The 26,216-nt window shown below is 47.0% G+C and carries 24 protein-coding genes and 1 riboswitch; of the genes, 11 read left to right on the top strand and 13 right to left on the bottom strand.

Going from position 1 to position 26,216, the window contains the following annotated elements; genetic code table 11:
* Positions 1-186: 186 nt before the first annotated feature.
* Together thrA and GO755_RS36335 are read right to left on the bottom strand one after the other, a co-directional pair.
* Positions 187-2,643, bottom strand: coding sequence for a bifunctional aspartate kinase/homoserine dehydrogenase I (thrA, locus tag GO755_RS36340; protein ID WP_157590356.1), 2,457 nt, complete (start codon positions 2,641-2,643; stop codon positions 187-189).
* A 222-nt stretch (positions 2,644-2,865) separates the two neighbouring features.
* Positions 2,866-3,360, bottom strand: coding sequence for a DUF4126 family protein (locus GO755_RS36335; RefSeq protein ID WP_157590355.1), 495 nt, complete (start codon positions 3,358-3,360; stop codon positions 2,866-2,868).
* Positions 3,361-3,654: 294 nt separating this feature from the next.
* Between GO755_RS36335 and GO755_RS36330 the strand changes: the two genes are divergently transcribed.
* Positions 3,655-5,010: an amidohydrolase gene (locus tag GO755_RS36330; RefSeq protein WP_157590354.1), complete on the top strand. Its 1,356-nt coding sequence runs from the start codon at positions 3,655-3,657 to the stop codon at positions 5,008-5,010.
* Between the two features lie 97 nt (positions 5,011-5,107).
* Here GO755_RS36330 and GO755_RS36325 read toward each other — a convergent pair whose 3' ends face one another.
* The 3 genes from GO755_RS36325 to GO755_RS36315 form a co-directional block, all read right to left on the bottom strand.
* Positions 5,108-5,905, bottom strand: coding sequence for an SDR family oxidoreductase (locus GO755_RS36325; protein WP_157590353.1), 798 nt, complete (start codon positions 5,903-5,905; stop codon positions 5,108-5,110).
* Between the two features lie 70 nt (positions 5,906-5,975).
* Complete coding sequence (locus GO755_RS36320; RefSeq protein WP_157590352.1) at positions 5,976-6,899, bottom strand: S66 peptidase family protein; 924 nt, start codon at positions 6,897-6,899, stop codon at positions 5,976-5,978.
* A 20-nt stretch (positions 6,900-6,919) separates the two neighbouring features.
* Positions 6,920-7,906, bottom strand: coding sequence for an ion channel (locus GO755_RS36315; protein WP_157590351.1), 987 nt, complete (start codon positions 7,904-7,906; stop codon positions 6,920-6,922).
* Between the two features lie 107 nt (positions 7,907-8,013).
* Here GO755_RS36315 and GO755_RS36310 point away from each other — a divergent pair, with 107 nt between their 5' ends.
* On the top strand, positions 8,014-9,615 hold the full coding sequence (locus tag GO755_RS36310; RefSeq protein WP_157590350.1) for a Na+/H+ antiporter: 1,602 nt from the start codon (positions 8,014-8,016) through the stop codon (positions 9,613-9,615).
* 61 nt (positions 9,616-9,676) lie between these two features.
* Here GO755_RS36310 and GO755_RS36305 read toward each other — a convergent pair whose 3' ends face one another.
* On the bottom strand, positions 9,677-11,605 hold the full coding sequence (locus GO755_RS36305; RefSeq protein WP_157590349.1) for a CocE/NonD family hydrolase: 1,929 nt from the start codon (positions 11,603-11,605) through the stop codon (positions 9,677-9,679).
* A gap of 379 nt (positions 11,606-11,984) precedes the next feature.
* Here GO755_RS36305 and GO755_RS36300 point away from each other — a divergent pair, with 379 nt between their 5' ends.
* Both GO755_RS36300 and GO755_RS36295 read left to right on the top strand, forming a co-directional pair.
* The gene (locus tag GO755_RS36300; protein WP_157590348.1) at positions 11,985-12,986 is read left to right on the top strand and encodes a glycosyltransferase family 2 protein; all 1,002 of its coding nucleotides are present in this window, start codon (positions 11,985-11,987) and stop codon (positions 12,984-12,986) included.
* On the top strand, positions 12,935-13,744 hold the full coding sequence (locus tag GO755_RS36295; RefSeq protein ID WP_157590347.1) for a polysaccharide deacetylase family protein: 810 nt from the start codon (positions 12,935-12,937) through the stop codon (positions 13,742-13,744). Before GO755_RS36300 ends, GO755_RS36295 begins: the two co-directional genes overlap by 52 nt.
* 87 nt (positions 13,745-13,831) lie before the next feature.
* Here the strand turns inward: GO755_RS36295 and GO755_RS36290 are convergent, their stop codons facing one another.
* Positions 13,832-14,158 (bottom strand): DUF721 domain-containing protein, encoded by a 327-nt coding sequence (locus GO755_RS36290; RefSeq protein WP_157590346.1) that lies wholly within the window; start codon positions 14,156-14,158, stop codon positions 13,832-13,834.
* 189 nt (positions 14,159-14,347) lie between these two features.
* Positions 14,348-14,451, top strand: a riboswitch (SAM riboswitch).
* A gap of 270 nt (positions 14,452-14,721) precedes the next feature.
* On the opposite strand from GO755_RS36290, the gene GO755_RS36285 reads away from it, so the two are divergent.
* From GO755_RS36285 to GO755_RS36270, 4 genes are all read left to right on the top strand, one after another.
* Entirely contained in the window at positions 14,722-16,035 is a 1,314-nt protein-coding gene (locus GO755_RS36285) for an O-acetylhomoserine aminocarboxypropyltransferase/cysteine synthase family protein (protein WP_157590345.1), read from the top strand.
* Positions 16,036-16,119: 84 nt separating this feature from the next.
* On the top strand, positions 16,120-17,196 hold the full coding sequence (locus GO755_RS36280; protein WP_157590344.1) for a homoserine O-acetyltransferase family protein: 1,077 nt from the start codon (positions 16,120-16,122) through the stop codon (positions 17,194-17,196).
* A 40-nt stretch (positions 17,197-17,236) separates the two neighbouring features.
* Entirely contained in the window at positions 17,237-17,830 is a 594-nt protein-coding gene (locus GO755_RS36275; RefSeq protein ID WP_157590343.1) for a GDSL-type esterase/lipase family protein, read from the top strand.
* Positions 17,831-17,905: 75 nt separating this feature from the next.
* Entirely contained in the window at positions 17,906-18,634 is a 729-nt protein-coding gene (locus GO755_RS36270) for an esterase family protein (protein WP_157590342.1), read from the top strand.
* A 4-nt stretch (positions 18,635-18,638) separates the two neighbouring features.
* Here the strand turns inward: GO755_RS36270 and GO755_RS36265 are convergent, their stop codons facing one another.
* From GO755_RS36265 to GO755_RS36245, 5 genes are all read right to left on the bottom strand, one after another.
* Positions 18,639-19,721 (bottom strand): lipase family protein, encoded by a 1,083-nt coding sequence (locus GO755_RS36265; RefSeq protein WP_157590341.1) that lies wholly within the window; start codon positions 19,719-19,721, stop codon positions 18,639-18,641.
* A 138-nt stretch (positions 19,722-19,859) separates the two neighbouring features.
* Positions 19,860-20,681, bottom strand: a complete 822-nt coding sequence (locus tag GO755_RS36260) for a 5'-methylthioadenosine/adenosylhomocysteine nucleosidase (protein ID WP_157590340.1) — start codon at positions 20,679-20,681, stop codon at positions 19,860-19,862.
* 140 nt (positions 20,682-20,821) lie between these two features.
* Positions 20,822-22,150 carry an NCS2 family permease gene (locus GO755_RS36255; RefSeq protein ID WP_157590339.1) on the bottom strand — a complete coding sequence of 443 codons (1,329 nt, stop codon included), beginning with the start codon at positions 22,148-22,150 and terminating at the stop codon, positions 20,822-20,824.
* A 96-nt stretch (positions 22,151-22,246) separates the two neighbouring features.
* The gene (locus GO755_RS36250; RefSeq protein ID WP_157590338.1) at positions 22,247-22,978 is read right to left on the bottom strand and encodes a 6-phosphogluconolactonase; all 732 of its coding nucleotides are present in this window, start codon (positions 22,976-22,978) and stop codon (positions 22,247-22,249) included.
* 61 nt (positions 22,979-23,039) lie between these two features.
* Positions 23,040-23,381, bottom strand: a complete 342-nt coding sequence (locus GO755_RS36245; RefSeq protein ID WP_227687229.1) for a hypothetical protein — start codon at positions 23,379-23,381, stop codon at positions 23,040-23,042.
* Between the two features lie 42 nt (positions 23,382-23,423).
* On the opposite strand from GO755_RS36245, the gene lysA reads away from it, so the two are divergent.
* A complete protein-coding gene (gene lysA, locus GO755_RS36240) occupies positions 23,424-24,680 on the top strand; it encodes a diaminopimelate decarboxylase (protein ID WP_157590337.1) in 1,257 nt (418 codons plus the stop codon).
* Between the two features lie 95 nt (positions 24,681-24,775).
* Complete coding sequence (locus GO755_RS36235) at positions 24,776-25,489, top strand: YebC/PmpR family DNA-binding transcriptional regulator (protein ID WP_157590336.1); 714 nt, start codon at positions 24,776-24,778, stop codon at positions 25,487-25,489.
* Positions 25,490-25,585: 96 nt separating this feature from the next.
* On the opposite strand, the gene GO755_RS41665 is transcribed toward GO755_RS36235, so the two are convergent.
* The gene (locus tag GO755_RS41665; RefSeq protein WP_317166028.1) at positions 25,586-25,981 is read right to left on the bottom strand and encodes a gliding motility-associated C-terminal domain-containing protein; all 396 of its coding nucleotides are present in this window, start codon (positions 25,979-25,981) and stop codon (positions 25,586-25,588) included.
* Between the two features lie 15 nt (positions 25,982-25,996).
* Between GO755_RS41665 and GO755_RS41660 the strand changes: the two genes are divergently transcribed.
* The coding region (locus tag GO755_RS41660) for a hypothetical protein (RefSeq protein ID WP_227687228.1) at positions 25,997-26,216 on the top strand (220 nt) is incomplete at its 3' end.

The following is a 26,216-nucleotide window of genomic DNA, read 5'->3' as shown; positions in this document are numbered from 1 at the left end:
CCTATGAATGTAGCGCTTGTTTATTAGCCCACCGCTTTAGCTGTGGGTTCAGGAGAAAAATGCTAAAATTATTCAGAACCGTTTCAACGGTTTACCGGCAAAAACCGTTGAAACGGTTCCCAATTAGATGCGTCTTATTGCCGATTTCCCAGGGCTAAAGCGGTGGGCTAATAAACGAGCATCCTACTACGCCAAATAACTCCCGATACTCACCACATCAGCGAACACACCTGAGGCCGTTACCTCTGCGCCCGCACCAGGACCTTTGATTACTAACGGCCGGTCTTTATAACGCTCGGTTGTGAACGAAACGATGTTGTCGGCACCGGTTAATTGGTAGAACGGATGTTCTGCATTCACAGGTCGGAGCCCAATGGTCGCTTTGTTGTTCTCGAAACTGGCTACGAAACGCAGTTTTTCGCCCTTTTCTTCTGCTTCGGCGAGCAGATTCTCGAAGTAAGTATTATTGCGTTCCAACTCCTCGAAAAAGGCTGGTATTGTTGGAGCTGCCAGACACGATTCTGGTAAGAGATTTGTGATCGTAACGTCTTCCGGTTCAAGAGGGAACCCAGCTTCTCGTGCCAGAATCAGGATTTTTCGGGCCACGTCCAGGCCGCTCAGGTCATCGCGTGGATCGGGCTCTGTGTAGCCTTTTTCTTTGGCATCGCGCACTACATCGGCGAAGGATGTGCCGGGACGGAACGTGTTGAAAATGAAGGATAACGTACCCGATAAAATCGCTTCGATCTTCAGGAAACGGTCACCGGCAGTCATCAGTCCCTGAACTGTATTGATGATGGGTAAGCCAGCACCGACATTAGTCTCATACAGGAATTTAACTCCCCGGTTCAGCGCGGTCCGTTGTAGTCGGCGGTACTCGGCGTAGGGGCCGGAATTTGCTACTTTATTGGGCGTAACGACCGAGATATTACTATCCAAAAGCGACTCGTAAAACTGCACAATATCCTTGTCGGATGTGCAGTCAATGAACACCGAGTTGGGCAGGTTGTAGTCTTTAATTTTATCGACAAAAGCGGGTAACGATGTGGTGACACCCTCTGTAAGTAAGCGTTCCCGCCAATCGTCTAAGGCAATTCCTTTCGGATCGAGTAGCATTTTTTTGCTATTCGTCATGCCCACCACACAGACTTTCAGTAACTTCTCGGCCCGCAGGTATTCTGACTGATCAAAAATCTGTTTCAGCAGCGTTTTGCCAATCAATCCGGTCCCAACTAAATACAGATTTAGCACCCGTGCTTCGGACTGGAAAAAGATGTTATGTAGCGAGTTAAGGGCTTTTGAGAGGTTGTTTTTGTTGATAACCACGGAGATATTAATCTCCGATGATCCCTGCGCCACGGCCACAATGTTGACCCCGTTTTTGCCTAATACAGAAAACAGTTTCCCGGCAATACCTGAGCTTTTTTTCATGCCTTCGCCCACAGTCGCAATCACCGACAAATCGCGCTCAATGGCGATATTGTCAATATGACCGTGTTCGATTTCAGCAGCGAATTCAGCATCTAGAATTGTTTTCACATTCTCGGCCCCACGTGGGTCGATGGCGAAACAAATAGAGTGTTCGGAAGAGGCTTGTGAAATGAGAATGACGCTGATTTTATGGGCAGCCAGCACCCCAAATAACTTCGCCGATACACCCGCGACACCAATCATACCCGACCCCTGCACGTTCACAAGGGCAATATCGTCGATACTCGAAATACCTGTAATCGTGTACTGCCGACGTTCAGCGGTGCGGCTAACAACGGTGCCTTCATGGGTAGGGTTGAACGTATTGAGTACCCGAATTGGAATGTTTCGGGCAAAGGCTGGTTGCAAACTTGGCGGATAAATCACCTTGGCTCCGAAGTGGCTGAGTTCCATTGCTTCGGCGTAGGTAATAGTTGGGATATTGAAGGCATTCGGCACTTTGCGTGGGTCGGCCGTCATCATCCCATCAACGTCGGTCCAGATGTCGATTACCTCGGCATTCAAGGCTGCACCAAGAATGCTGGCGGTATAATCGGAGCCACCCCGACCAAGGGTTGTTGTCTCATTCTTTTCAGTTGAGCCAATAAAGCCCGTTACCATTTGGGTTACCGTCACTTTCGCAAAATGCTCCTGAATCAGCTGATTAGTGAGAGTATAGTTGACTTCGGCCTGACCAAATTGGGCATCGGTTTTAATAATCTGGCGAGCATCACAGAACTGCGCTGGAATTCCGCGACTTTTTACACATTCGGTGATGATCGTTGTGGATAACCGTTCACCAAAGCTCGTGATGAGGTCGTGGGTGCGAAGTGTCAATTCCCGAATCAGCGATACGCCCCGTAGTAAGTCTTCCAACTCGTTAATAATCCCTCGAACGTGGGCGAATACTTTGCTTTGTTCTTTTATTGGAATCAGCGCCTTCACCACATTGAAATGCCGGTCTTCAATCCGCCGAACCAGTTCCATATAATCCGTCTCGCCCGTTGTGGCCATACGCCCAATTTCAATGAGCTGGTTCGTAACGCCACCCATTGCTGAGAATACAACGGCTATCTGATCACCCTGTTGGCGATGATTATCAATGATTTGGATAACTTGTTTGATGCTTTCTACGGAACCAACCGAGGTGCCACCGAATTTAAGAACCTGCATTACTGGATAAGCGAAAGAGTAAATAAGCGAATTAGGATCGTGTTGCCTGTTACTACTGCAAACAGACTGCCAATCAGTCGCGCAAGTTAATCAGGATGCTGTTGATGAGGACAATTTGGGGACGCAAAGATACAATACTGTAAAGGTTTTGAGGCTATTCCAATAGAAAAGGCGCAGTCGGACTGCGCCTTTTCTATTGACTAAATAAGGATCAGAGTTGAATTACGCGGTAAGGCTACCAAACTTTTCATCATTAATAAGTACCAACCCCGCACCGATTGCCAGGGCATCTTCGGCTAAGGCAACCAGTGTATCGGGCACGTCTTTCTCATGCGTCAACCAATGGCGTAGGTGGAAAAAAGCGAACGATCCGGCAGCGGCTCCCAAGGCACCTAAGATCGCACCATAGCCAACCGACAGATCATCAGCTTCGGTTAGGGCTGCCCCACACATAGCCCCCGATGCAATCCGGCCCCATAGTTGAGGTTGGGCAGTGCGATCGGGTGTATTGGGGAGCTTGTCTCCGATAAGTTCACCACCAGCCATCAGCTCTAATGCCATAGTCGCTTTAGGCGATACCAGGAAATGAAGTTTTGAGTTTGCCAGTGGCTTCGTCGATGCGTGCGACAATTTATAGCTGACAAAAGCTGGAGCCATCATGCTGCGCATGCCAGCAATAATGCCAATCTGAAAGGCATTGATGTACGTTCGAATCATGACTGTTTTGCGTTGAGTATAAATAAACTAGTCAACGTTAATACGTCTGGTTTGTTTAGGCAGGGCTGGCTGAGGTGGGTTTGAGTCCATATCGCTTGATTACTTCTTAAACCTCTGGATTAGTACAGTTTAAATGTAGATTTTGGCTATTTCAGTAGATGAAAAATATAAAATTGCTATAAGTTATTTTGAGGTGATACTTTTTAAGATATTGTCAGGAATGCCATATTTTCTACGGCCTTATGTGTAACTTGAACTGCTAATTCAACTTGTGCCAAAAAATTATACATATTAATGAAAAAACATACTTTATTTGTTTCTTCACTGGCCTTTGCTGGCCTTATCGCGCAAACGACGTTCGGACAGGTGGCGACGTTAAATGCGCGGATGGACAAAACTGCCGAAAGCCTTGAGAAAAAAGTAGTCGCCTGGCGCCGTGATTTTCACCAGCATCCAGAACTTGGTAACCGCGAATTCCAGACAGCAGCTAAAATTGCGGCTCACCTGCAATCGCTTGGTATGGAAGTTAAAACCGGCGTTGGTAAAACAGGTGTTGTTGCCTTACTCAAAGGAGGCAAACCGGGTCCGGTAGTAGCCCTTCGGGCCGATATCGATGGACTGCCTGTGACGGAACGGGTTGATGTACCCTTCAAATCTGAAACCAGGGTCGAATACAATGGACAGCAAACGGGTGTTATGCACGCTTGCGGTCACGACACGCACGTAGCCATTCTGATGGGTACGGCCGAGATATTGGCATCTGTCAAAAATGATCTTCGTGGTACGGTTAAGTTCATTTTCCAACCTGCCGAAGAAGGTGCGCCCGAAGGTGAAGAAGGTGGCGCTTACCTGATGGTGAAAGAAGGCGTTCTGGAAAATCCGAAAGTTGACGCCATTTTCGGCTTGCACATCAACTCGCAAACCGAAGTAGGTACTATCAAATACCGGCCAGGTGCGACTATGGCCGCTGTAGATTCATACGCCATTAAAATTAAAGGGAAACAAACCCACGGCGCTGCTCCCTGGTCGGGTGTTGATCCGATTGTGACGTCGGCTCAGGTGGTAATGGGGCTTCAAACCATCGTTAGTCGTAACGTTACCCTGACTGATAATGCGGCTGTGGTAACTGTAGGTGCCTTACACAGCGGTATTCGTCAGAACATCATTCCCGAAGAAGCGAACATGATTGGTACGATCCGCACGTTCAGCCCTGAAGCGCAGCAACTGGTTCACCGACGTATCAGCGAAATCGCGACCAATATTGCCGAAAGCGCAGGAGCCAAAGCCGATGTGAAGATTAACGTCATGTATCCGGTTACCTACAATGACCCTAAATTGACGGATCAGATGGTGCCGAGTCTTGAAGCTGTAGCCGGTAAAAACAACATTAAGTTGACGCCTGCTCAGACAGGCGCTGAGGATTTCTCGTTCTACCAGCAGAAAGTGCCGGGCTTCTTCTTCTTCCTGGGCGGTATGACGAAAGGTAAAAAAGTAGAAGATGCGGCCCCACACCATACACCTGATTTTCAGATTGACGAAGGCGGTTTTGTACTGGGTATGAAATCGCTCTGTCGCCTTACCACTGACTATATGGAGTTTGCCAGTAAAGGCATTGCTATTAAAGAACTGACAACCGCTAGCGGACAATAGGATTTAATCGCAGAGATCGCAGAGGATTGCGCAGAATACGCGGAGACTACTTCTCTGTTTTCTCTGCGCAATCCTCTGCGATCTCTGCGTTTAAACCCTACGTTCCTTCCCGATTTCGCAGAATTCGCGACAACAAGCCTGGCAGAAAGCGCTTGAGATAAATACCATAAATTTCGGAGCCGCCGATATAGACTTCCTCTTTTTCTTTGGAAACGGCTTGTAACAGACGCTGAGCGAATTTATCCGGAGCCATTCCTTTCTCCTGATTATCATCCATTTTGCCGTGTCTGTTCCCGTCTGCCCGAAGAGCATTGACCGAAATCGAGGTTCGAATATAACCGGGGCAAACAATTGTCACACGTAATCCTGCATTGTAGACTTCGGCCCGGAGCGCATCGAAAAAGCCGTGAAGTGCATGTTTACTAGCACAATACCCCGATCGCTGCTTCGTCCCCAGTTTGCCTGCCACGCTACTTGTGACCACAAAATGCCCACTTCCCTGTACCAGCATGAGTGGTAACACGGCTTTAGTGAGCGCCACAACACCAAAGAAATTTACGTCCATAATACGTTTGTAGACCGAAAAATCGGTGTCGATAACCGTACTACGTTGTGTTATTCCCGCGTTCTGAAACAGGTAATCTAGTCGACCAAAACGCTGTCGTACTATTTCGACGTGGGCGGCTAAGCTATCTATGTTGGTCATGTCGATTGGCAAGACCAGTACGTTCGAATCTGGCAAACCTGTTTGTAAGGCCACCCGCTGCAATTCCTCTTCCCGTCGGGCCGATAGTACCAGTTTGACATTTTCCAGTTTGCTCATTTGTAGAGCGATGGCTTCCCCAATACCAGAGGATGCACCAGTTATCCAGATAACAGAATTAGGGAGAGACATGGGTTATAGTTTTCTTTCGACAGGATTTACAGGATGAACAGGGTTTCTAGCTTCTCAAATCAAATCCTGTTTATCCTGTAAATCCTGTCGAAAGAAAATCAATTCGTGCATTTCCTGCCTCCACGATCAACTCTACTGATTTTCCAATTGGTAGTGCCAGATTAAACTCAACATGGCCAGCGGGGAAATCGAATAACATAGGATAAGAATATGCGGAAACAGTATCGGCAATAATCTCGAATGAATCTTTCCCAAAGGGCAGTGATTGATTAACCCGCATATCCGTAAACTGACCGACGACCAAACCTGCCAGATTAGCCAATCGCCCTGACCGTCGGAGTTGAGTCATCATCCGATCCAGTGAGAAAAGTGTCTCGTCGATGTCTTCGATAAACAGGATTTTTCCTGTAAAATCAACATCGGTAGGTGTGCCGATTGAGTTGATGAGCATGGTTAGATTTCCTCCAACGAGCGTCCCTTTGGCGTTCCCTAATCGATTTAGCGAATGGGTTGGTACAACGTAGTGTGCAGGAAAATTACCGAATAACCATTGCCGTACTGATTCCAGCGAAGCCGCGCGGGCAGGGTCGCCAAATTGTCGGGGCATAAGGCCATGTAGACTCACAATGTCATTATTGTGCAATAAACTTAAGAGTACCGTTACGTCACTGAATCCGACAAGCCACTTTGGGTTTGCCTTAATGCCGGTTAAATCAAGACCATCTGCAATTCGATAACAGCCATAACCACCACGAGCGGCAAACACAGCTCGCACGGTCGGATCATCGAATAGCCGCTGAATATCGGCCCGACGGAGATCGTCAGAACCTGCAAATGGCCCGTCAATGGTGTGCAGACTTTCGCCCTCAATCACGTTTAGATGCCAGTCTTCGCGAAGAATTCGGAGCCCGTCAGCTAGTTCTTCGTAAGGGAACCAACTGGCAGGAGCCACAACACCGACCGTATCGCCGGGACGTAAGAAAGGGGGGAGCATTCAGGTTAGATTTTGAAATTTCAATTCAATTCAACTTCTTCGGTTTCGTCGAGTTTATCCAGATCGAGTTTGGTTTGCTGGTCGCCGTCGAACATTGGGCGGAATTTATGTCCCCAACGAATTTCATCGTATCGATACGAGAAGCGCGTATGGACACTCTGCACAAACGTGTCGTCCAAGGCCTGAAACGAAATCAGAATTTCGGCATCCGCTTTTTCAAGCTCTTCGGGCGTGCTGCCATACAATGGACTTTTTTCTGTAATCGGATGAACCAGTGTCCAGTTGGCTGGAAAGAAAGCCACTTTACTCCGTTCGAAATTGAGCGGATAATATTTTCGGGTAAGAGTGCCATCGCCTTTCGGTTCCAGGCGCGTCAAGGTTGCCGTGATCTCTAAATTGATAAGCTGATTGGCTCGGGTATTAATAATCCGAAACATCCAGGCATTTACATCCAGATAAGGTGCAAACACCGACTGCTTTGAGAAACGGATATGGGCCACGGGGCGAGAAAAACGTCCGTAAAGTAGCCCTGTCGCCAGCGCAAAAGCCAACAAGCCGATCATGGATTCGAAAGCGGCAATGGAACTCGTCAGGAAACTATCGGGCGAAATATGGCCATAGCCTACTGTAGTGAGCGTTTGGGAGCTAAAAAAGAAGCATTTCCAGAAAGGGCCGTTTAGTTTTTCGTCGGCGATACCCACAAGCGTACTAGGATCTGTCAGCATATAAACTCCTGCAAACAGCGTATTGGTAAACAGATAGGCGACCAGGAGCCAGCTAAAAAATTGAACCCAACCCATCGTGATCAGTCGGTTGTAAACATTCAGCCGATCCCAAAGGGACCCGTTCTGCCGGGCAAGGTTGAAACTACCATCCTGATTTACCAGCCTTATCTTCGAATCGGTTAGTTTAGTGCCGAAACCAAGATCAGTACGCTTTTCTTCCTGCTCAACCAACTGACTATTTTGGGGCGCATGGTTAGAAAGTTGGCGAGTCTTTGGATTCATAGCGGAGCGGTTTGTTAATAAGCATAAGCTGTAGTAGTAGGTCGGTTAACAAAGTTATCGCTAATTTGTCCTGCTCAACCCGAATCATTCCACATTCTGTTCACTCAATGCATCCAATTGAAATTGTAACTGGTTTACTGGGTCTCACAACGTTGCTAGCTGTGGTAGCTCGGCGATTCCGAATGTCGTACCCAATTCTGCTGGTTATTGTCGGATTACTTATTGGCTGGATACCCGGCTTACCATCAGATATACTATCTCCAGATGCTGTTTTCCTGATCTTTTTACCTCCTTTGCTCTATGCGGCTGCCTGGCAAATTGATAATGTCGAACTAAAGATGTACAGCCGGTCGGTTTCGTTACTGGCTGTTGGATTGGTACTTTTTACATCTACAGTTGTGGCTTTAGTAGCCCATGCGGTTATACCGGGTTTTTCGCTGGCGCAAGGCTATTTATTAGGTGCTATTATTGCTCCACCCGATGCTGTAGCTGCTTCATCAGTGATGCGGGGACTCAATGTTCCAAGACGTATTTCGACCATACTGGAAGGCGAAAGTCTGGTGAATGATGCGACCAGCCTGATTATTTACCGATATGGTTTGGTCGCCATTTTAACCAATCGGTTTGTGCTCTGGGAGGCTGGACTTCAATTTGTTGGAATTGCCATTGTCAGTGTAGGGATTGGGTTGCTCATTGGCTGGATTATGCTTTGGGTACACCAGATCATTAGCAAAGATGCCGTCATCAGTACAGCATTAACCCTTCTGACGCCCTATGGAGCCTACCTTATTGCTGAAAATTTCCACCTTTCCGGCGTACTCTCGGCTGTAGCGACCGGGCTTTTTTTATCGACTCGCACATCGGTGTTGTTTTCGTACCATAGTCGATTGCAGGTTAATTCGGTTTGGGAAATTGTTGTTTTTCTGCTGAATGGCCTGGTCTTTATTCTAATTGGTCTGCAACTACCCATGATTGTCTCCAATCTGAATGGGTACTCGCTTCCCGAATCGGCTTTTTATGGGTTACTGATTAGTGCAGTGGCTATTGTATGCCGATTGGTTTGGGTGTTTCCAGGCGCTTATGTGCCTCGTTGGTTAAGTGCCCGTATTCGAAAACGGGAAGCCAAACCGAGTTGGCAACAGCTTGTGGTGATTGGTTGGGCAGGTATGCGTGGCGTAGTCTCCCTGGCAGGTGCACTGGCTTTACCAACTACGATGCCCAATGGGGAACTGTTTCCTGCCCGCGATCTGATTTTGTTTATTACGTTCATTGTCATTTTAATCACGCTGGTTGTACAGGGACTTACCTTGCCCGTGATCGTTGAATCGTTGAATGTTCGGGAGCAGATTGACGAAAAAAGCGAAGAACGCAAGTTACGGCGCAAAATGGCCTTGCAGGTGATCACTCACCTCGAAGCCAACCATTCGGCGGGGTCGGTTCATGATGACGTATTGAGCTACGTGAAAAATGAATATGAGTTGAAAATTAATGAATTGAGTGGTATGCTTCGGGCATCGAACAACGCCCAGCGACCTGCCGAACTCTATCAACAAGCCATCCGGCTTCAACTGGAGTTAATTGACGTTGAACGAACTGTACTGATAGAGCAACGGCAAAGTAGTTTGCTGGATGTAGAAGTTCTTCGTAAAATGGAGCAGGAACTGGATCTCGAAGCAGCTCGGCTTACGCTGGTTCAGCCGAGTGAGTGAAGTCAATAGAACGCTGATTGTTATCATCGTCAATCATAACAATCAGCGTTCTATTTATTGATCAATTAGGGTCTTTGAGCACGCTCACCGTCACGCTCGATGGCTGCTGGGGCGAAAAATAAACTCGGTGCGTCGCTTTTTGGAAATCGGCTTCCGTTGCCTTATAAATATTGACAAACGTCTGCGGATTGCGATCAACTAACGGGAACCACGAGCTTTGAACTTGTATCATCAATTTATGGCCTTTCTTGAACGTGTGAGCTGCATCCTGCATATCAAACTTAACTTCCGTCACCTCATCCGGTTTCATAGCTTCGGGTTTTGAAAAGCTATTGCGAAACTTGGCTCGCATGACTTCACCCCGTACCAACAATTGAAAACCACCCATCTTAGTCCCAGGAATAGGACTGTTGTTAGGTGCATTATTGGGGTAAACATCAATCAGTTTTACCACGAAATCAGCATCGGTGCCGGTTGTGGAAACGAATAGATCGGCCAACACATTTCCCGCTATTGTCACATCTTCGGTTAGTGTATCCGATTCATATACCATTACGTCTGGACGCGCAGCAGCAAAGCGCTGGTCTTCGTACATGAAATCGCTACCCCGAACATTTCGAATTTCTGATGTATAAGGAACCGGCTTCCTGGGATCACTGACGTATTCGTCGAATGGAGTTGGACTGGCTTGAGGTGGATCAAACGATAGCTTTCCGTTTGGATGAAAGAAGAGTTTTTTCTCCTGAGCAGTCTTAGGAGGCCATTGATCGTACTTTTTCCATTGGTTGGCGCCCGTATCAAAAATATAGGCTTTCGGGAGCTGCGGATCGGGTTTGTCTTTTAGATAATGTCCGAAAAAAGGAAATTCAATTGTTTCCCGATAAAACTCCGAAGTCTTGCCGCCAAAGCGAATGTTGCCCAGCGTTTCACCCGTACCCCGCGACCAGCCACCGTGAATCCAGGGACCCATAACCAATGAGTTGGGCGATTTTGGATTGTTACGTTCGATACCGGCGTATACTTTGAGCGGGCCATATAAATCCTCCTGATCGAACCAGCCCCCAACCGTCATAACGGCCGGTTTAATGTTTTTAAGATAAGGAACGGGCGTCCGGGCTTGCCAGAACTCATCGTAAGCTTCGTGATCCATCATCTCGTTCCAGATGAGATTCGTGCCTTTAAAAATACGTTCGTTCGCGTTTTTAAGGGGTCCCAGGTTCATATAAAAATCATAGCCGCTTGGTGTGCCATAAGCCGAAAATCCAGGAGTATTCTTGGGAGTAGGCATAGGACGAGGCTGGCCGTAGGAAGACAGAAAGGCAAACGTTCCCATGAGAAAGAATGCACCATTATGGTGTCGGTCATCGCCCATAAACCAGTCGGTTACAGGGGCTTGGGGTGAAGCAGCTTTTAATGCCGGATGCGCATCAATAATCGTTGTTGTGGTGTAAAAACCAGGAGCAGATATGCCCCAGGTACCTACTCGTCCGTTGTTGTTTGGAATGTTTTTGAGCAACCAGTCGATGGTATCGTAGGTGTCGGAAATTTCGTCGATGTCTGTCTTCTTTTTCTTATTAGGAATGTAGGGACGCACTGCTACAAAGTCTCCTTCAGACATGTATTTGCCCCGTACATCCTGATAAACGATGATGTAGCCATCCCGCGCAAAAAGCATGGATGGGCCGATTGACGTTTTGTATTTATCCTCCCCGTAAGGTGCTACGCTGTAGGGCGTGCGATCGAGCATAATTGGATACGGCTGGTCGGTATTTTTAGGTACATAAATTGATGTAAATAGCTTGATCCCATCTCGCATAGGAATCATGCGCTCCAGTTTAGTATAGTTTTCCCGAACATAAGCCGAGTCGACTTTATTCGTTGCCGTTCCCTGAGCGGCAAGCCGCTGTGCCAGTAGGGATAGCACGAAGCATAGGATAGTGACCAGTACCTGATGCTTCTTTTTTATCAGTTGATGAGTAGTGATTTTCATGAGTTAATAAGTGGTTGTAAACAAGTCTTACTGACTATATGATGCAATAAAACAAAGTTAGTCGGAACTACGATTTTGGCCTGTGTAGTCAGGTACTTATTGATGAGATACTAGCGTATATAAGCAGCTAACCTTGCCTGTTGTGGCTTAACTTACTTCTTGGAGCTGTTGAAACGAGATCAACAGTCTTGCGCTCTTTGAGATGAATTGTAATGAAATCTACCTGATAGTCAATCAGTACTATAGAGAGTATAATCAGTGTAAAATAAAGATTGTATTATGTATTGTTAATATTTTTGAATTATTAGGTAGATATACCTATATTTATAGCCAGTTTTAAAGAACCCCGCTCGTAACGGTCTTGATTAATCAATAAACTATGAAATTTCATTCAGGTATGATCAGTTTGGTCGTGCCGGCTTTTAACGAGGAAGAAAATTTACCTGTATTGGTGCATCGGCTAATGGCTGTTATGGCGCAATACGATTCCTACGAAATCCTGATTGTAGACGACGGTAGTTCTGATCAAACCCGTTATGTACTAAGGCAGTTAAGTCAGGAGTATCCGGTTGTTCGTTTCCTTTCGTTTTCCCGGAATTTTGGTCACCAAATGGCCTTGAGGGCTGGATATGACAACGCCCGTGGCGAAGCGGTCATTTGCCTTGATGCCGATCTGCAACACCCGCCCGAGCTGATTCCAACCTTGATTGCTAAGTGGCACGAAGGCTATGAAGTGGTTTACACGGTTCGGCAGCCCGACCCTAAATTATCCTGGTTTAAGCGCACTACCTCGAAATATTTCTACAAGATTCTGCGTAATGTCTCGAATCTGGAGATCGAAGATGGTGCTGCTGACTTCCGTTTACTTGATCGGAAAGTGGTAAATACCATTAAGCAATTTAAAGAAAACGACCTGTTTCTGCGGGGTGCTATTTCATGGGTAGGTTTCCGGCAGTGCCGGATCCTCTATGAACCAGCCGCTCGTTATGCCGGTCGGTCTAAATACTCGTTCCGTAAAATGCTGCAATTAGCAGCTATGGGAATTACTTCCTTTTCGACACGTCCGTTGTATTTGTCGGTTTTACTCGGTTTTGGCATGTTTCTGTTTGCTGCCCTGTTCGGTGCAGAAACACTATATGAGCACTACTTTACAAATACCACTGTATCGGGCTGGACGACGCTCGTGCTGCTTATGGTACTTGTAGGAGGTGTGCAGTTTATCATGATTGGCATTATCGGTGTATATTTGGGCAAAACGTTCGTCGAAGTAAAAGGTCGACCTGCCTATATTATCGGCGATACGAGCGAGATCGAGGAGACTGTAACACGATGGCAATCCCCAACCGAGGTGGACGAAATATTTTATTCACCGTTGATGTAGAAGAATTTGATACCGCCGTTGAATTCGGCCACAACATTCCTCTGAGTGAACAAGTGGCCGTTTCAACGCGTGGGTTGCGCTTGCTGGCTCAGCGGTTCGATGCTGTGGATGCCCGCACCACACTTTTTACAACCGCTAATTACGCTCTCCACGAGCCGGACTTAATTCAGAGTTTAGCACAGAAACACGAAATCGCGTCGCACGGCTATTTTCATACGACGTTCGAGCCTGCCGATTTGCTCAAGTCCCGACTGGCGTTGGAAGAATTACTCAAACGGCCAATAACAGGTTTTCGCCGGGCACGTATGGGCTATGTTGATCCCAATGATGTACATCAAGCTGGGTATCAATACAATTCGTCGTTGCACCCAACCTGGCTTCCCGGCCGATATAATCACTTGGGCGAGTCGCGGCACCCATTTCAGGAGTTAGGTGTCTGGCAAATTCCAGCTTCGGTTACTCCCACATTGCGGCTACCTTTGTTCTGGTTAAGCCTCAAAAATTTCCCGTTCTCCTATTACAAATTACTTTGTCGCCAAACACTAGAGGCCGATGGTTTTTTAAACCTATACGTTCATCCCTGGGAGTTTACCGACTTGTCGGGCTATGAGAAAATACCAACCTATGTGCGTCGACACTCACGCGATGAGCTACTTGATCGGGTTGAGAACCTGTTGCGCTTCCTGAAACCACTTGGTGATTTCAGTACCATGGGAGAGTTTACAAATCAATTGACGGAAGAGAAGGAGATTCTGTAAGTGCACTGTCAAAAAGCCAGATTCCTTGTTAGATACGCCATGTCTTTGGAGACATGGCGTATCTAACAAGGAATCTGGCTTTTTGAATTAAATGAATATCACATCGTCAATCACGTCAGATCCCATGTCTTTATTGATTAACTGAATGAGTTTCTGCTTGGCATTAACGAGTTCGTTACGAAGCGGAGCCGACCCAATCTCAATATGAAGCTTGCGGTCACGGACATATAATCTGTTTGTGCGTGATGCAATTGCCGGTCCCATCATACGCCCCCAAAAGGCTTCCAGATAGGTTTCATTAAAGCGAGTCTGGAGTTGGTAGGCTTTTAACAACTGCCCAATGGCATCTTTTAAGGACGTGACTCCGGCCACTCGAGTAGCGTTTTCACGGTTGTAACGGTACGTTTGGCTCATGGGCTGGAGGTCTTATTACAAAAGTAAACAAGGAATTGACTTAATAAATGACAGGTGGTCGATAAAAGAGAAAAAATGTACTAACGGCTAGAAAAATCATAGGGTGTTTGGATTCGCACGGTTTGGCTAGTATACTTGCGCTATCAAGTCAATTGTTATGCGCCTTTTTAAGTCATATCGGCGCGCGTTGATTTATATAGAAGTGGGGAGAGATCAGGCTCTGTGAACCACTGGCAACCTACCACACGGCAAGGTGCTAACTCCTGCCTAAAGTTATTTAGGGACTATAAATCGGATCTCACATGCTCTACAAGAAGCAATGTATGCCCCAGGCCGGATGGCCCGTAGGGGCCTACTAAGCAGCCACCACCAACCACCACGAAAGCCGGGAGGGTTTTTTGTGCGCCTTGCTGTCTAGAATCCATTGGCAGTATTCATTACCCGCTTATCTATTCCCATGAAATTTATCCGAATCGCTACAGGAAATTACCTGATCACTCACGGCTAACCATAATCTGCTTACCAACTAATTACGAGTTCCTAAACCACTAATTACTAAACTCATGTCTGAACTTCATTTTGACACCCTCCAGCTCCACGCTGGTCAAGAACCAGACTCGGCTACAAACGCAAGGGCTGTTCCCATTTACCAAACGACTTCGTTTGTTTTTAACGATTCAGCACACGGTGCCGATTTGTTTGCCCTGAAAGCATTCGGCAATATTTATACTCGGATCATGAACCCGACGTCCGACGTATTTGAAAAGCGTATAGCGGCTCTCGAAGGGGGTGTAGCTGCGCTGGCAGTTGCTTCGGGGCAGGCTGCTCAGTTCATTGCGCTAAGTAATATTTTGAGTGCAGGTGATAACTTTATAACGACTTCATTCCTATACGGAGGAACTTACAATCAGTTTAAGGTTTCCTTCAAACGATTAGGTATAGAGGCCCGATTCGCTGATGGCGATAAGCCTGAATCATTCGCTAAACTGATTGATGAAAAGACGAAGGCGATTTACCTCGAAACCATCGGAAACCCCGGTTTCAATATTCCTGACTTTGATGCCTTTGCCGCTCTGGCGAAGGAACACGATTTACCCCTGATTGTCGATAATACGTTTGGCGCTGGTGGCTATCTCTTCCGGCCTCTCGAACACGGAGCGGCTGTGGTCGTTGAGTCGGCAACGAAGTGGATTGGCGGACATGGTACGAGTATTGGCGGAGTCATTGTCGATGGTGGTACTTATAATTGGGGCAATGGAAAATACCCGCAATTCAGTGAGCCGTCGGAAGGCTATCACGGTCTGGTATTCAGCGATGTGTTTGGAGTGGGTGGGCCATTTGGCAATATTCAGTTTATTATTCGTGCCCGGGTTGAAGGCCTGCGTGACTATGGTCCAGCCATTAGTCCATTCAACTCATTCCTTTTGCTTCAAGGTCTGGAAACACTTTCACTGCGGGTAGACAGGACGGTGCAGAATGCCCTGGCGCTGGCGCAATGGCTCGAACAACACGATCAGGTTGAAGAAGTAAACTATCCCGGTCTGGAAAGTAGTGCTTACCATGATCTGGCTAAAAAATACCTGCAACGCGGTTTTGGAGGTGTATTCTCCTTCAAAATAAAAGGCGATAAAGAAGCGGCTGATCAGTTTGTGAATAATCTGAAGTTAGTAAGCCATTTGGCTAACGTTGGCGATTCGAAAACGCTTATTATCCATCCAGCCGCTACAACGCACCAGCAGTTGAGTGAGCAGGAGCAGGCGAGTGCAGGTGTCGAAGTAGGCGTATTGAGAGTATCAGCGGGTATAGAATATATCGATGATATTAAAGCTGACTTCGAACAGGCGTTTGCAAAAATTGCCGAACCGGTAGGTGTCTAATTGTTTCAAGTTTCGGGTTTCAGATTCCAGACATTAAGTTGGAACCTGAAACCCGAAACTTGAAACCCGAAACTTGAAACTTGATTGAATCTCCAGTATTTCGATTATAAATATTCGTTCGCACTCGAATCGGGCGAAAGCTTGCCGGGTTTTCGACTGGCTTATACCACACGCGGTACACTCAGCGAAGATCAGTCGAACGTCGTATGGGTATGCCATGCCCTGACCGGAAATGCCGACGCGGGTGATTGGTGGGGTGGTATGGTTGGCCCAGGTAAATATTTTGACCCTGAAGCCAAGTCTGGGGCAGGGCAGTTTGTCGTGTGTGCCAATGTACTAGGTTCATGCTATGGCTCTACGGGCCCCTTATCTGTGAATTCTGTAAGTGGCAAACCCTTTCACCACGATTTTCCTGTAGTCACGATTCGGGATATGGTGAATGCGCTGGACTTGCTTCGGCAGGAGCTGGGCATCGAAAAAATTCATACCTGTATTGGGGGCTCGGTAGGAGGAGAGCAGGCGCTGGAATGGGCCATTCTCCAGCCTAATCTTATTGAAAATCTGATCGTTATTGCGGCTAGCGCAGTTGCATCTCCCTGGTGTATTGCCTTCAATGAAGCACAACGGATGGCCATTGAAGCCGACCCAACTTGGCGTGAACAGCGCGATGATGCGGGTTTGGCGGGCATGAAAGCCGCTCGGGCTATGGCTATGATTTCGTATCGTAACTACGATACGTATGGCTTTACTCAGGCTCTCGACAACAATGAGCAATTGGATGGCTATAAATCAGCCGGTTACCAACGTTATCAGGGAGAAAAACTAGCTGACCGATTCAATGCATTTACGTATTGGACGCTATCGAAAGTTATGGATTCGCACAATGTGGGGCGTAATCGAGGCAGTATACTCAATGCGCTGGGGCAAATTAAAGCGCATACGTTAGTCGTGGGTATCCGATCTGATTTGCTGTTCCCTCCAACTGAACAGCAGTTTTTGGCGCGCCACATTCCCGATGCTACTTATGAAGAAATTGATTCTCTGTACGGACATGATGGCTTTTTGATCGAATTTCGACCATTGGCCAACATGATACGGAAATGGATGGCAGGTTTGGCGGTATCGAACGAAAAAAAAATACCTGAGGTTCTAAAAAAATAAGAACAGAAGAGAGTAAAAGTTAATTGATAAACGCAACTGAATGTTTTGGTACGAAGCTGATATTCGCCAATTAGAAAGTAAACTGAGTAGCTTGCCACCGGCTTCGGATCGAGTCGTTTTTTATGGCAGTTCATCCATTCGGCTCTGGACGACGCTGGCACAGGATTTTCCACAAATCAATACGCTTAACTTAGGCTTTGGGGGTTCTACACTAGCGGCTTGTGCATGGTTTTTTGAGCGGGTGATTATCCCGGCAAACCCCAAGTCTATCGTGTTTTATGCAGGTGATAACGACCTTGGCGACGGCCGGAATCCTGAAGAAGTATATCTCTTTTTCTGTGCCTTCGCCGAAAAACTCAGTAGTGTATTGCCTGGAATACCACTCTCTTTTTTATCGATCAAAATCAGCCCTGTTCGTCTGGGAATTGCTGACCAAATACGGTTTGCGAATAAACTGATTGGTAGCGAAATTAAAAAATATTCTGATTATCAATATATTGATATGACGGCACCTTTGCTTGGCGCTGATGGCCGTCCTCGTAAGGATTTTTTTGAGAATGATGGATTGCATTTAAGTCCGGCAGGGTATCGAATATGGCAACAGGTACTCCAACAACAAGCCCGGATTTTTTAATGATTTGTTTACCTCATTAGCAACAATTTTCTCCAATAACTGTTGCAAATTCACGGATACTTAATGTATACCGCTATGCATCGTGAGTATCATAAATGGTTTAGCCCGAATCTGAACCGTGACATGGAATTGCTCGTCTTTGGTCACGCAGGTGCCAGAGTATTGGTATTCCCAACCCGCCGTGGACGGTTTCATGAGTATGAAGATTTAGGCCTTGTCAATGCTCTCGCTGATCGAATTGAAAATGGATGGTTACAACTTTTTTGTGTAGATAGTGTAGACCGCGAAAGCGTCTACAATCGGTATGCAACTCCTCAGGATCGTATTCGGCGACATGGGCAGTACGAACAGTATATTTTAAACGAAGTTTTGCCTCTTTCCCGTCTGAAAAACCCCCAGCCGTTTATGATTTCGCACGGCTGTAGTCTTGGAGCCTACCACGCCCTGAATATCGCATTGCGGCATCCACAATGGTTTGGGAAGGTAGCTGCCTTTAGCGGACGCTACAACTTATCGGAGCCTGTAGCCGAATTTCGGGGTTTATTCGATGATTATTATGACGAGGAAATTTATTTTCATAGCCCGAATCATTTTCTGCCTAATTTGAATGACCCCGCTATCCTCGACCATTTACGCCGGCTGCAAATAGTCATGACAATTGGTACCGAAGACCCCTTTCTACATAGCAACCTTAATCTAAGCGAAGCGCTTTGGGCAAAAAACGTATCGCACGAACTATACCTCTGGGATGGCCGGGCACATCAGGCCGACGATTGGCAGAAAATGGTGCAGTTGTATCTCTAACAGCTTATGGCAACTTCTCTGCCAGATACAAATAGGGCGGATGAAAGTGATGCGTGAAGACCTTTTCTTTACTGTCTGGGTATTTCTTGAAGTACGTGCTATCGGCTAGCAAAACGATGGTATTACCAGTCCTGACGTAATTATTGCTATTATAGTACTGGGGAGCCACATAGCCATTCAGCGTCTTTTTGACCGTACTGGAAGCCATCTTTCCTAAATACTTCTGGTAGTTCTTTTGGGCTTTCAACGATGGTTTGCTCAAGCTGTTATACACATATTTTAAGACGATACGCTTGAGAAGCTTCTGTTTCTTAATTAGTGTGGGTGCTCCAATAAAAGGGTTTGTGGGATTAAAATCGTTGACTGTCTGGAGCGAAAAAGGCACTTCTGGCACCCAATCTGCCGAGTTGACCACATTGTAAGCCCAACCGGTTTGCGTAGTAGCCTCATACTCATACGCATAATAAAGATTACCAGGCTTAGGGCCTGCGCTACAGTACGTTTTAAGTTGAATATCAGTGGGAAGGCGGGATTGCTTTTGCAGATTTTTCAAATAGGAGGTCAAGAGAAAGGCAATGGCTCCACCCTGACTATGACCCATAATCAGAATGTTTTTAACGCCAGCCCGGTAGCTTGAATCGATTTTGGGCAGAATATCTTTAGCCAGAAAAGCGGTGCTGACTAACCAACCCACATGAACCGCGGCCTGAGGGTGAGAAGCCAGATCGTAGGCAAATTTCTCGGTATCGCTGATTTGTAATTCCCCTTTGGCTGGAACCATGGCTGCATAAAAATTGGCCAACCAACTAACGCTGTTTGCCGTTGTTCCTCGAAGGCTAATGACAGCAACACCTTGATTATTGCCCCATAAATCCCACTTATTATCCAGCCCAACTACTTTAGAACGATAAATAAGTTTGAATTGCTGAGGAACAGGAAAAGCGCGCACATAGGTAGAGTCGCCAAATTGTGCCGATACTTTAAGCATTTCGATGTATTCGGCTTTATCAAAACCCGGTTTTAGTTGTTGGCCGAAAAGAACCGAAGGAAATATACATAGAGCAAGGAACGCGATGATGTAGTTCATAAATGAGTCATATATAAAGCGAAACGCTTCTGACTTTAGGTATAAGAAGCGTAGTAGTGAAGGCGTTGATCTTGCTCAAATATGAATGAAAAGTTGGCTGTCCCCAACAAAAGGTAACTTTTTCTGAGGGAGCGGAGATTACAACGCCTTCACCAACGCAATGACTAGTTTGGCGGAGTTTCGGGCAGCCGTTGGGTAAAACTTGTCGTAGGCAATGTGCGCTTCGGCATCGGCTCGGTCGCTTAGACTGCGAATAATCAGAAGCGGTACCTGAATTTGATAACAGACCTGCGCAATAGCGGCTCCTTCCATTTCGGTCGCATCGGCTCCAAAATCGGCGCGTAAACTTTTGCCTTTTTCCGATGAAGCTACAAATACATCGCCCGTCACAACGGTTCCTGTTATAACCTTAACGGGTCGGTCTGAAACGCCCCCCGATGCCAACGGAATACCTTCGAGTGAAACACTCTTTACAACGGTTTTAGCCAGTGGTAATAAGCTTGAGTCAGCGGGGAAATAAACGGGATTAAACTCGTTCGTGATCGCGTTTCGCGTCTGACGGGTTGGGGTATTTTTGTCAGTAATTGAGCTATAGTCATGATGAGCTATCCGCCCGGCAATAACAATATCGCCGGGTTGTAGATCTGGATTAGTGCCACCTGCAATGCCGGTGAACAATATGCGTTGAGGGCGAAAATGATCGAGCATCAACGCCGTAGTCATAGCCGCATTAACTTTGCCAATACCCGTTTCTGCCACGACAACCCGCTGGTTACCAATGCGCCCAGTCGTAAATGTGACACCATCAACCAGAATAGTTTTTGGTTTTTTCAATGATTCTTTGACCAACGCTACTTCGGCGCCAAAGGCACCCAATAAGCCCGTGATATTCTTAGGTTTATAACGCTGGGCAAACGTGAAATGGGAAAGGAAAAGGAGAAATAGAATTGCTTTTTTCATAATAAAAATAAGAATTTCAGCCACCGATTTTAATCGGTGGATTGAGGAAAATGAGGTTTTACTTTAACCGTTAAAACGGTTAGTAATCAGTGTCATTGGTAGTTGTCTCAGAGTTAAAACTCTGGGCTGATAGCTGTTGATCAATGCCCGCTTGTCAGCGCCAGCACACAAAACATGTCAACAATCCATAGGCCCGACGACACTTCCCGGCTTTTGCCAATGGCAAGCTTGATAACTGTCCACGACAGAAAGCCCCAAATGAGCCCCTGTGTGATGGAATAGCTGAATGGAATGAGAACGAGGGCTAGAAAGGCCGGGAGTGCATCGTCTAATTGTCCCCAGTTGATGCGAGTGATTGGCTTCATCATAAATGCGCCAACTAATACCAATGCCGGTGCGGTAGCAATAGCCGGAATGACTGATAACAAGGGCGATAGAAACAGAAACGGCAGAAAACAACAACCCGCCACGATCGCTGTCAAGCCTGTGCGCCCGCCTTGCGCAATCCCCACCGCCGATTCGATGTAAGCCGTTCCAGGACTGGTACCAAACAGACCCGCCAGCGTTGTTGAAACAGCATCCGTTAATAAAGAACGATTCAGGTTGCGCGGATTGCCGTCAGCATCCTGCAAACCACCTGCTTCAGCCACACCGACAAATGTGGACAAACTATCGAATAAGTCGGTGAAAGCAAAGGCGAAAATGATCGGCCAGAGTGACCAGGATAGTGAACCCGTTAAGTCTAATTTACCAAGTAGTGAAAAATCAGGGGCAGCCCAAAGCCCCTGAAAATTGACCAGGGTTTTCTGCCCGAAATTAATGGCTGATGCATCTCCCCAAAATCGGCCGATTGGCCAGGCGGCTAATGTTGTCAGGATGATTCCAATGATAATGGCCCCCGGCACATCACGCACGACTAGAATGCTGGTCAGCAACAAACCGAAAATAAATGTTAGTACAATTGGATCATTGAAATGCGCAATGCTGACTAAGGTAGCTGGATTTGCTATAATGAACCTGGCATTCTCGAAGCCAATCAAGGTAATAAATAACCCAATGCCTGCTGAAACCGCATAACGTAATGGCTGAGGAATCGCCTTCACAATCGCTGAACGGATATTCAGAACGGATAATAATAGAAATAAAACCCCCGCCCAAAATACAGCCCCGAGCGCTACTTCGGGCTTAATACCCATTCCTTTAACAGCTGTGAATGTAAAGAAGGCATTGAGTCCCATACCCGGCGCTACTACAATCGGGTTGCGGGCATAAAGGCCCATCATCAAACTACAAAAGAACGACAGTAATACCGTAGCGGTCAATACACCACTAAACGGTAACCCAGCCTGACTCAGAATAGCCGGATTGACAACAATGATGTACATCGTTGCCAGAAAAGTAGAAATACCAGCAAGGATTTCAGTCCGACGGGAAACGGCGGAGAGCTGGGAGGAAGGAGAGATAGACAACGAGTTTCAAGTTTCAGGTTCGTAGTTTCAAGTTCAACCTGGAACCGCACTAGCGGCCCGGATTAAACCTGAAACTACGAACTATAGGCCACAAACTCAAAACCCTGCCAGTAAACTTCCAGCGGCTTCATCGACCCAAACCTGACCGTTAGCGTGTGTTTGCAGGATACTCGCAGGAAGTTGTTCTGTTATAGGTCCTTTTAAAGCATCGCGCAGAATGGGTGCTTTTTTCGCGCCACTTACTAACAGGATTACTTCCTTCGCTTCGGTCAGGTGACGAAGTCCGATGGTAATACCCTGGGTCAGCGTTGTTTCTTTCTCGAAATATTTCTGGCCAACGGTTTTCGTACTTTCGGCCAGTTCAGCCACGTGACAACCTAGTGTAAATGGTGTACCCGGTTCATTCAGCGCAATATGGCCGTTCATGCCCATGCCAACCAGCAATAAATCCAATCCGCCTTTCGCTTTAATAACGGCATCGATTTTAGCACATTCAGCAGCTAAGTCAGTTGCTTTTGCATCGAACACATGAACTTGCTCTGGGCGAAGATTCAGGGGGGTAAACAGATCGCGGAACACGTAGTACGAACAACTACCCACATCTTCTGGCCCAAAACCCACCCATTCGTCCAGGCCCACAAACGTACACTGACTAATATCGACTTTGTCAGATTTTACTAAATCCACAAACCGATGATAAGTTTCAATGGGTGTATCGCCTGATGCTAAACAGAGCAGCGCATCTGGTTTCTGGTTAATAATAGCCGCAATGTGTTCGGCAGTGTACTGCGACAGGGTCGCGTAATCGGGGAATTGGTGGAAAGTCATATTTTTTTGTTTCGTTCTCACTCGGCGAAGCCAAGCGAGAACGGGAAGTCTGTTTTATGTTTCAAATGATAATAGGGTTTGCCGGGAGATCTACCTCAAGTTCGTTGGCGTAGGTGCAATTTTCGACGCCGAAGCGAAACGTCGGAGGGTCGGTCTGCCACTGCCATAGGCGTTGGGTCTGAAACTGGGTCGGGTAGGACAGGCTCACCTTCTGGCCCTCGATCGACAGTTCGTATGTGTACTTTTTTTCGGGTTCCACCTGATCGGTGAGCAGGTGGGCTGTAAAAGCCGTTTGCCGGCTGGTTTGTACTTCGTTAGTCAGATGCCGTTTCGAAGTCTGTTGGCCAAATACCACCAACGGACTTAATAACGTGAGTAGTAAGAGAAATTGAATTTTGTACATGGGGGAAAGATGGCGTAATTTTGCGGCTCGTTTGACAAAGTTATGCAACTAAATAACCAAACCTACCAGATTCAGGGCGTTGATGTACTGGCCATTGCCGACGAGTTCGGACTGCCATTGTATGTATATGATGCCGACAAAATTATCGAAAAAATAGGCTTACTTCGGTCCTCATTTGCCGGGGTTAACCTCAAAATAAAATACGCTGCTAAGGCGCTTACTAACGTGTCGATCCTGAAGTTGATGCGGCAGCAGGGTGTAGAAATGGACTCGGTTTCTGTCAACGAAGCGCGAATGGGTATGTTGGCAGGTTTTACACCCGGTCAGATTATGTTTACACCCAGTGGAGTTTCGTTCGAAGAAATTCGGGAAGCTATTGACATGGGCCTGCAATTAAACGTAGATAGTCTATCGCTGCTGGAATGGGTTGGGCAAAATTACGGGAGTGAGGTCCCTGTCAGCATTCGAATTAATCCGCATATCAGCGAAGGGGGCAATATCAAGATTTCGACGGGTCACGCCGATTCTAAGTTTGGGATTTCAATTCTGCAACGGACTGAAATGCTAGCACTGGTTGATCAATATCAGATTTTGGTAACGGGTCTGCATATTCATACAGGTTCGGATTTTAAGAACGCCAATGCATTTCTAAAGGGTGCCGAGGTACTGTTCGACCTTGCCAGTGATTACCCAAACCTGACATTTATTGATTTCGGCAGTGGATTTAAAGTGGCTTATAAAGAAGGCGATCATATTACGGATGTTCCCGAATTAGGTCGCCAGGTTTCAGCTGCTTTCCATAATTTCTGTCGGCAATACGGTCGTGAGCTGGAGTTATGGTTCGAACCCGGCAAGTTTCTGGTAAGCGAGAGTGGGCATTTGTTAGTAAAAACGAATATTGTCAAAGAGAACCCAACCCGGACATTCGTAGCGGTAGATTCGGGCCTGAATCACCTTATTCGACCCATGATGTACGATTCGTACCACGATATCAAAAACATCTCAAATCCGGCAGGCTCTACGAAAATCTATAATGTTGTAGGGTACATCTGCGAGACGGATACCTTTGCCACCGACCGACCGTTACCCGAAGTTCGTCCTGGCGATGTGCTGTCGTTTGAGAATGCGGGAGCTTATGGTTTCAGCATGGCGTCGAACTACAACGCTCGTTTTCGTCCTGCCGAAGTGCTGGTTTATGAAGGCAAGCCTTACCTGATTCGCCAGCGCGAAACTTTCGAGGATTTGCTACGCGGACAGGAGATAATTGAATTTGAAGAAGAGTTAACGAATAAAATTTAAACGCAAAGGGCGCAAAGGATACGCGAAGATCGCAGAGTTACTTTGCGAACCTTGCTTTACTCTTAGCGTACTTTGCGGTTTTAGAAAAAAAAGAAATGGGACGCGCATTTGAATACCGGAAAGCCCGGAAAATGAAACGCTGGGGGCAAATGGCCAAGACCTTTACCCGCATCGGAAAAGATATCGTGATGGCCGTCAAAAGTGGCGGTCCCGATCCGGATAGCAATGGTCGGCTTCGGGCCATTATCCAGAATGCCAAAGCGGCTAACATGCCGAAGGAAAACGTAGATCGGGCTATAAAAAAAGCCTCGTCGAAAGAGCAGGAGGATTATAAAGAAATTGTGTACGAAGCCTATGCCCCACATGGTATTGCGCTCGTGATTGAAACGGCTACCGACAACCACAACCGTACAGTTGCCAATGTGCGCAGTTACCTGAACAAACTTGGCGGTAGTTTGGGTACACAGGGAATGCTCGACTTCATGTTCGACCGCAAATCGGTATTTCGAATTCCGGCAGACGGGATTGATCAGGAAGAGCTTGAACTGGAATTGATTGACGTTGGAGGAGATGATATTGAACTGGACGACGAAGCCAATCAGTATATAATTTACGGCGAATTCACTGCTTTCGGGAGTATTCAGAAGTTTCTGGAAGAAAAAGGCTACGACATTAAACAAGCCGAATTCGAGCGAATTCCGAATGACTATAAAGAATTAACCGACGAAGAAGTCGCCGATGTCGAAAAACTCATCGAACGCATTGAAGAAGACGACGATGTGCAGATGGTATATCATAATATGAAATAAATTAAGTGGAGTAGGTAACTAAGTGAAGAGGGTGGAATGAGTGATGTAGTCTGTATAACACCTACATCACTCACTCCACCCTCTTCACTTAGTTACCTATCTAGCCGAAACGCCTTCTCTGAGGATCTGCACCCAGCCCTTGATGACCTGAGGAGGGAAATTCTTGTCCAACATGGCATAACTCACCGTCGCCTGATAATAGTACAAGCCCGTCGGTAAGTCCACCCCATCCACACTCTTGCCATCCCAGGCTAAACTCGAGCCGCTCGTCTCATACACCTTGGCCCCCCACCGATTGTACACCACAAAACTGATGCTGGATACAAACCGCGGACACCGCAGTGGCTGAAACACATCATTCTTGCCATCCCCATTGGGGGTGAACACATTGGGCAAAACCAGACTCGGGCACGCATCCACACACACCTTGTTGGATGGCGCACTCTCCAGGCCCCGCTTGCTGACAGCGGTCACATAGTAACACCCCGCCACGGTCGACAAACCCGTGTGGTCATATTTCAGGGTGGGGGCCTCCACACTGGTCAACAGCCCCAGGGTATCCTGCTGATAGCGACCATAGTAGACCTTGTAGCTGGCAATGTTGGGATCACAGCTGGGACCAGACCCAGCCAGCCAGTTGAGTCTGTTGGTGAAACTGCTCTGATCACAGAGGCTCTCCGGGCTCAGATTGGCACAGTTCAGCGAGTCCACACTCAGCCTGGGGGGG

The organism is Spirosoma arboris (assembly GCF_009754945.1).
GTDB classification, from domain to species: Bacteria; Bacteroidota; Bacteroidia; order Cytophagales; family Spirosomataceae; genus Spirosoma; species Spirosoma arboris.
Note: the sequence above shows the minus strand (reverse complement) of the source record. Positions and strands in the feature narration are given on the sequence as shown.

Bases quoted from the DNA above. Each gene is read 5' to 3' on its own strand.
- GO755_RS36260 (WP_157590340.1), bottom strand. From the start codon at position 20,681: ATGAAAAAAGCAATTCTATTTCTCCTTTTCCTTTCCCATTTCACGTTT.
- GO755_RS36265 (WP_157590341.1), bottom strand. From the start codon at position 19,721: ATGAACTACATCATCGCGTTCCTTGCTCTATGTATATTTCCTTCGGTT.
- GO755_RS36235 (WP_157590336.1), top strand. From the start codon at position 24,776: ATGGGACGCGCATTTGAATACCGGAAAGCCCGGAAAATGAAACGCTGG.
- GO755_RS36250 (WP_157590338.1), bottom strand. From the start codon at position 22,978: ATGACTTTCCACCAATTCCCCGATTACGCGACCCTGTCGCAGTACACT.
- lysA (WP_157590337.1), top strand. From the start codon at position 23,424: ATGCAACTAAATAACCAAACCTACCAGATTCAGGGCGTTGATGTACTG.
- thrA (WP_157590356.1), bottom strand. From the start codon at position 2,643: ATGCAGGTTCTTAAATTCGGTGGCACCTCGGTTGGTTCCGTAGAAAGC.
- GO755_RS36300 (WP_157590348.1), top strand. From the start codon at position 11,985: ATGAAATTTCATTCAGGTATGATCAGTTTGGTCGTGCCGGCTTTTAAC.
- GO755_RS36310 (WP_157590350.1), top strand. From the start codon at position 8,014: ATGCATCCAATTGAAATTGTAACTGGTTTACTGGGTCTCACAACGTTG.
- GO755_RS36315 (WP_157590351.1), bottom strand. From the start codon at position 7,906: ATGAATCCAAAGACTCGCCAACTTTCTAACCATGCGCCCCAAAATAGT.
- GO755_RS36295 (WP_157590347.1), top strand. From the start codon at position 12,935: ATGGCAATCCCCAACCGAGGTGGACGAAATATTTTATTCACCGTTGAT.
- GO755_RS36285 (WP_157590345.1), top strand. From the start codon at position 14,722: ATGTCTGAACTTCATTTTGACACCCTCCAGCTCCACGCTGGTCAAGAA.
- GO755_RS36320 (WP_157590352.1), bottom strand. From the start codon at position 6,899: ATGCTCCCCCCTTTCTTACGTCCCGGCGATACGGTCGGTGTTGTGGCT.
- GO755_RS36335 (WP_157590355.1), bottom strand. From the start codon at position 3,360: ATGATTCGAACGTACATCAATGCCTTTCAGATTGGCATTATTGCTGGC.
- GO755_RS36325 (WP_157590353.1), bottom strand. From the start codon at position 5,905: ATGTCTCTCCCTAATTCTGTTATCTGGATAACTGGTGCATCCTCTGGT.
- GO755_RS36275 (WP_157590343.1), top strand. From the start codon at position 17,237: ATGTTTTGGTACGAAGCTGATATTCGCCAATTAGAAAGTAAACTGAGT.
- GO755_RS36270 (WP_157590342.1), top strand. From the start codon at position 17,906: ATGCATCGTGAGTATCATAAATGGTTTAGCCCGAATCTGAACCGTGAC.
- GO755_RS36305 (WP_157590349.1), bottom strand. From the start codon at position 11,605: ATGAAAATCACTACTCATCAACTGATAAAAAAGAAGCATCAGGTACTG.
- GO755_RS36330 (WP_157590354.1), top strand. From the start codon at position 3,655: ATGAAAAAACATACTTTATTTGTTTCTTCACTGGCCTTTGCTGGCCTT.
- GO755_RS36290 (WP_157590346.1), bottom strand. From the start codon at position 14,158: ATGAGCCAAACGTACCGTTACAACCGTGAAAACGCTACTCGAGTGGCC.
- GO755_RS36245 (WP_227687229.1), bottom strand. From the start codon at position 23,381: ATGTACAAAATTCAATTTCTCTTACTACTCACGTTATTAAGTCCGTTG.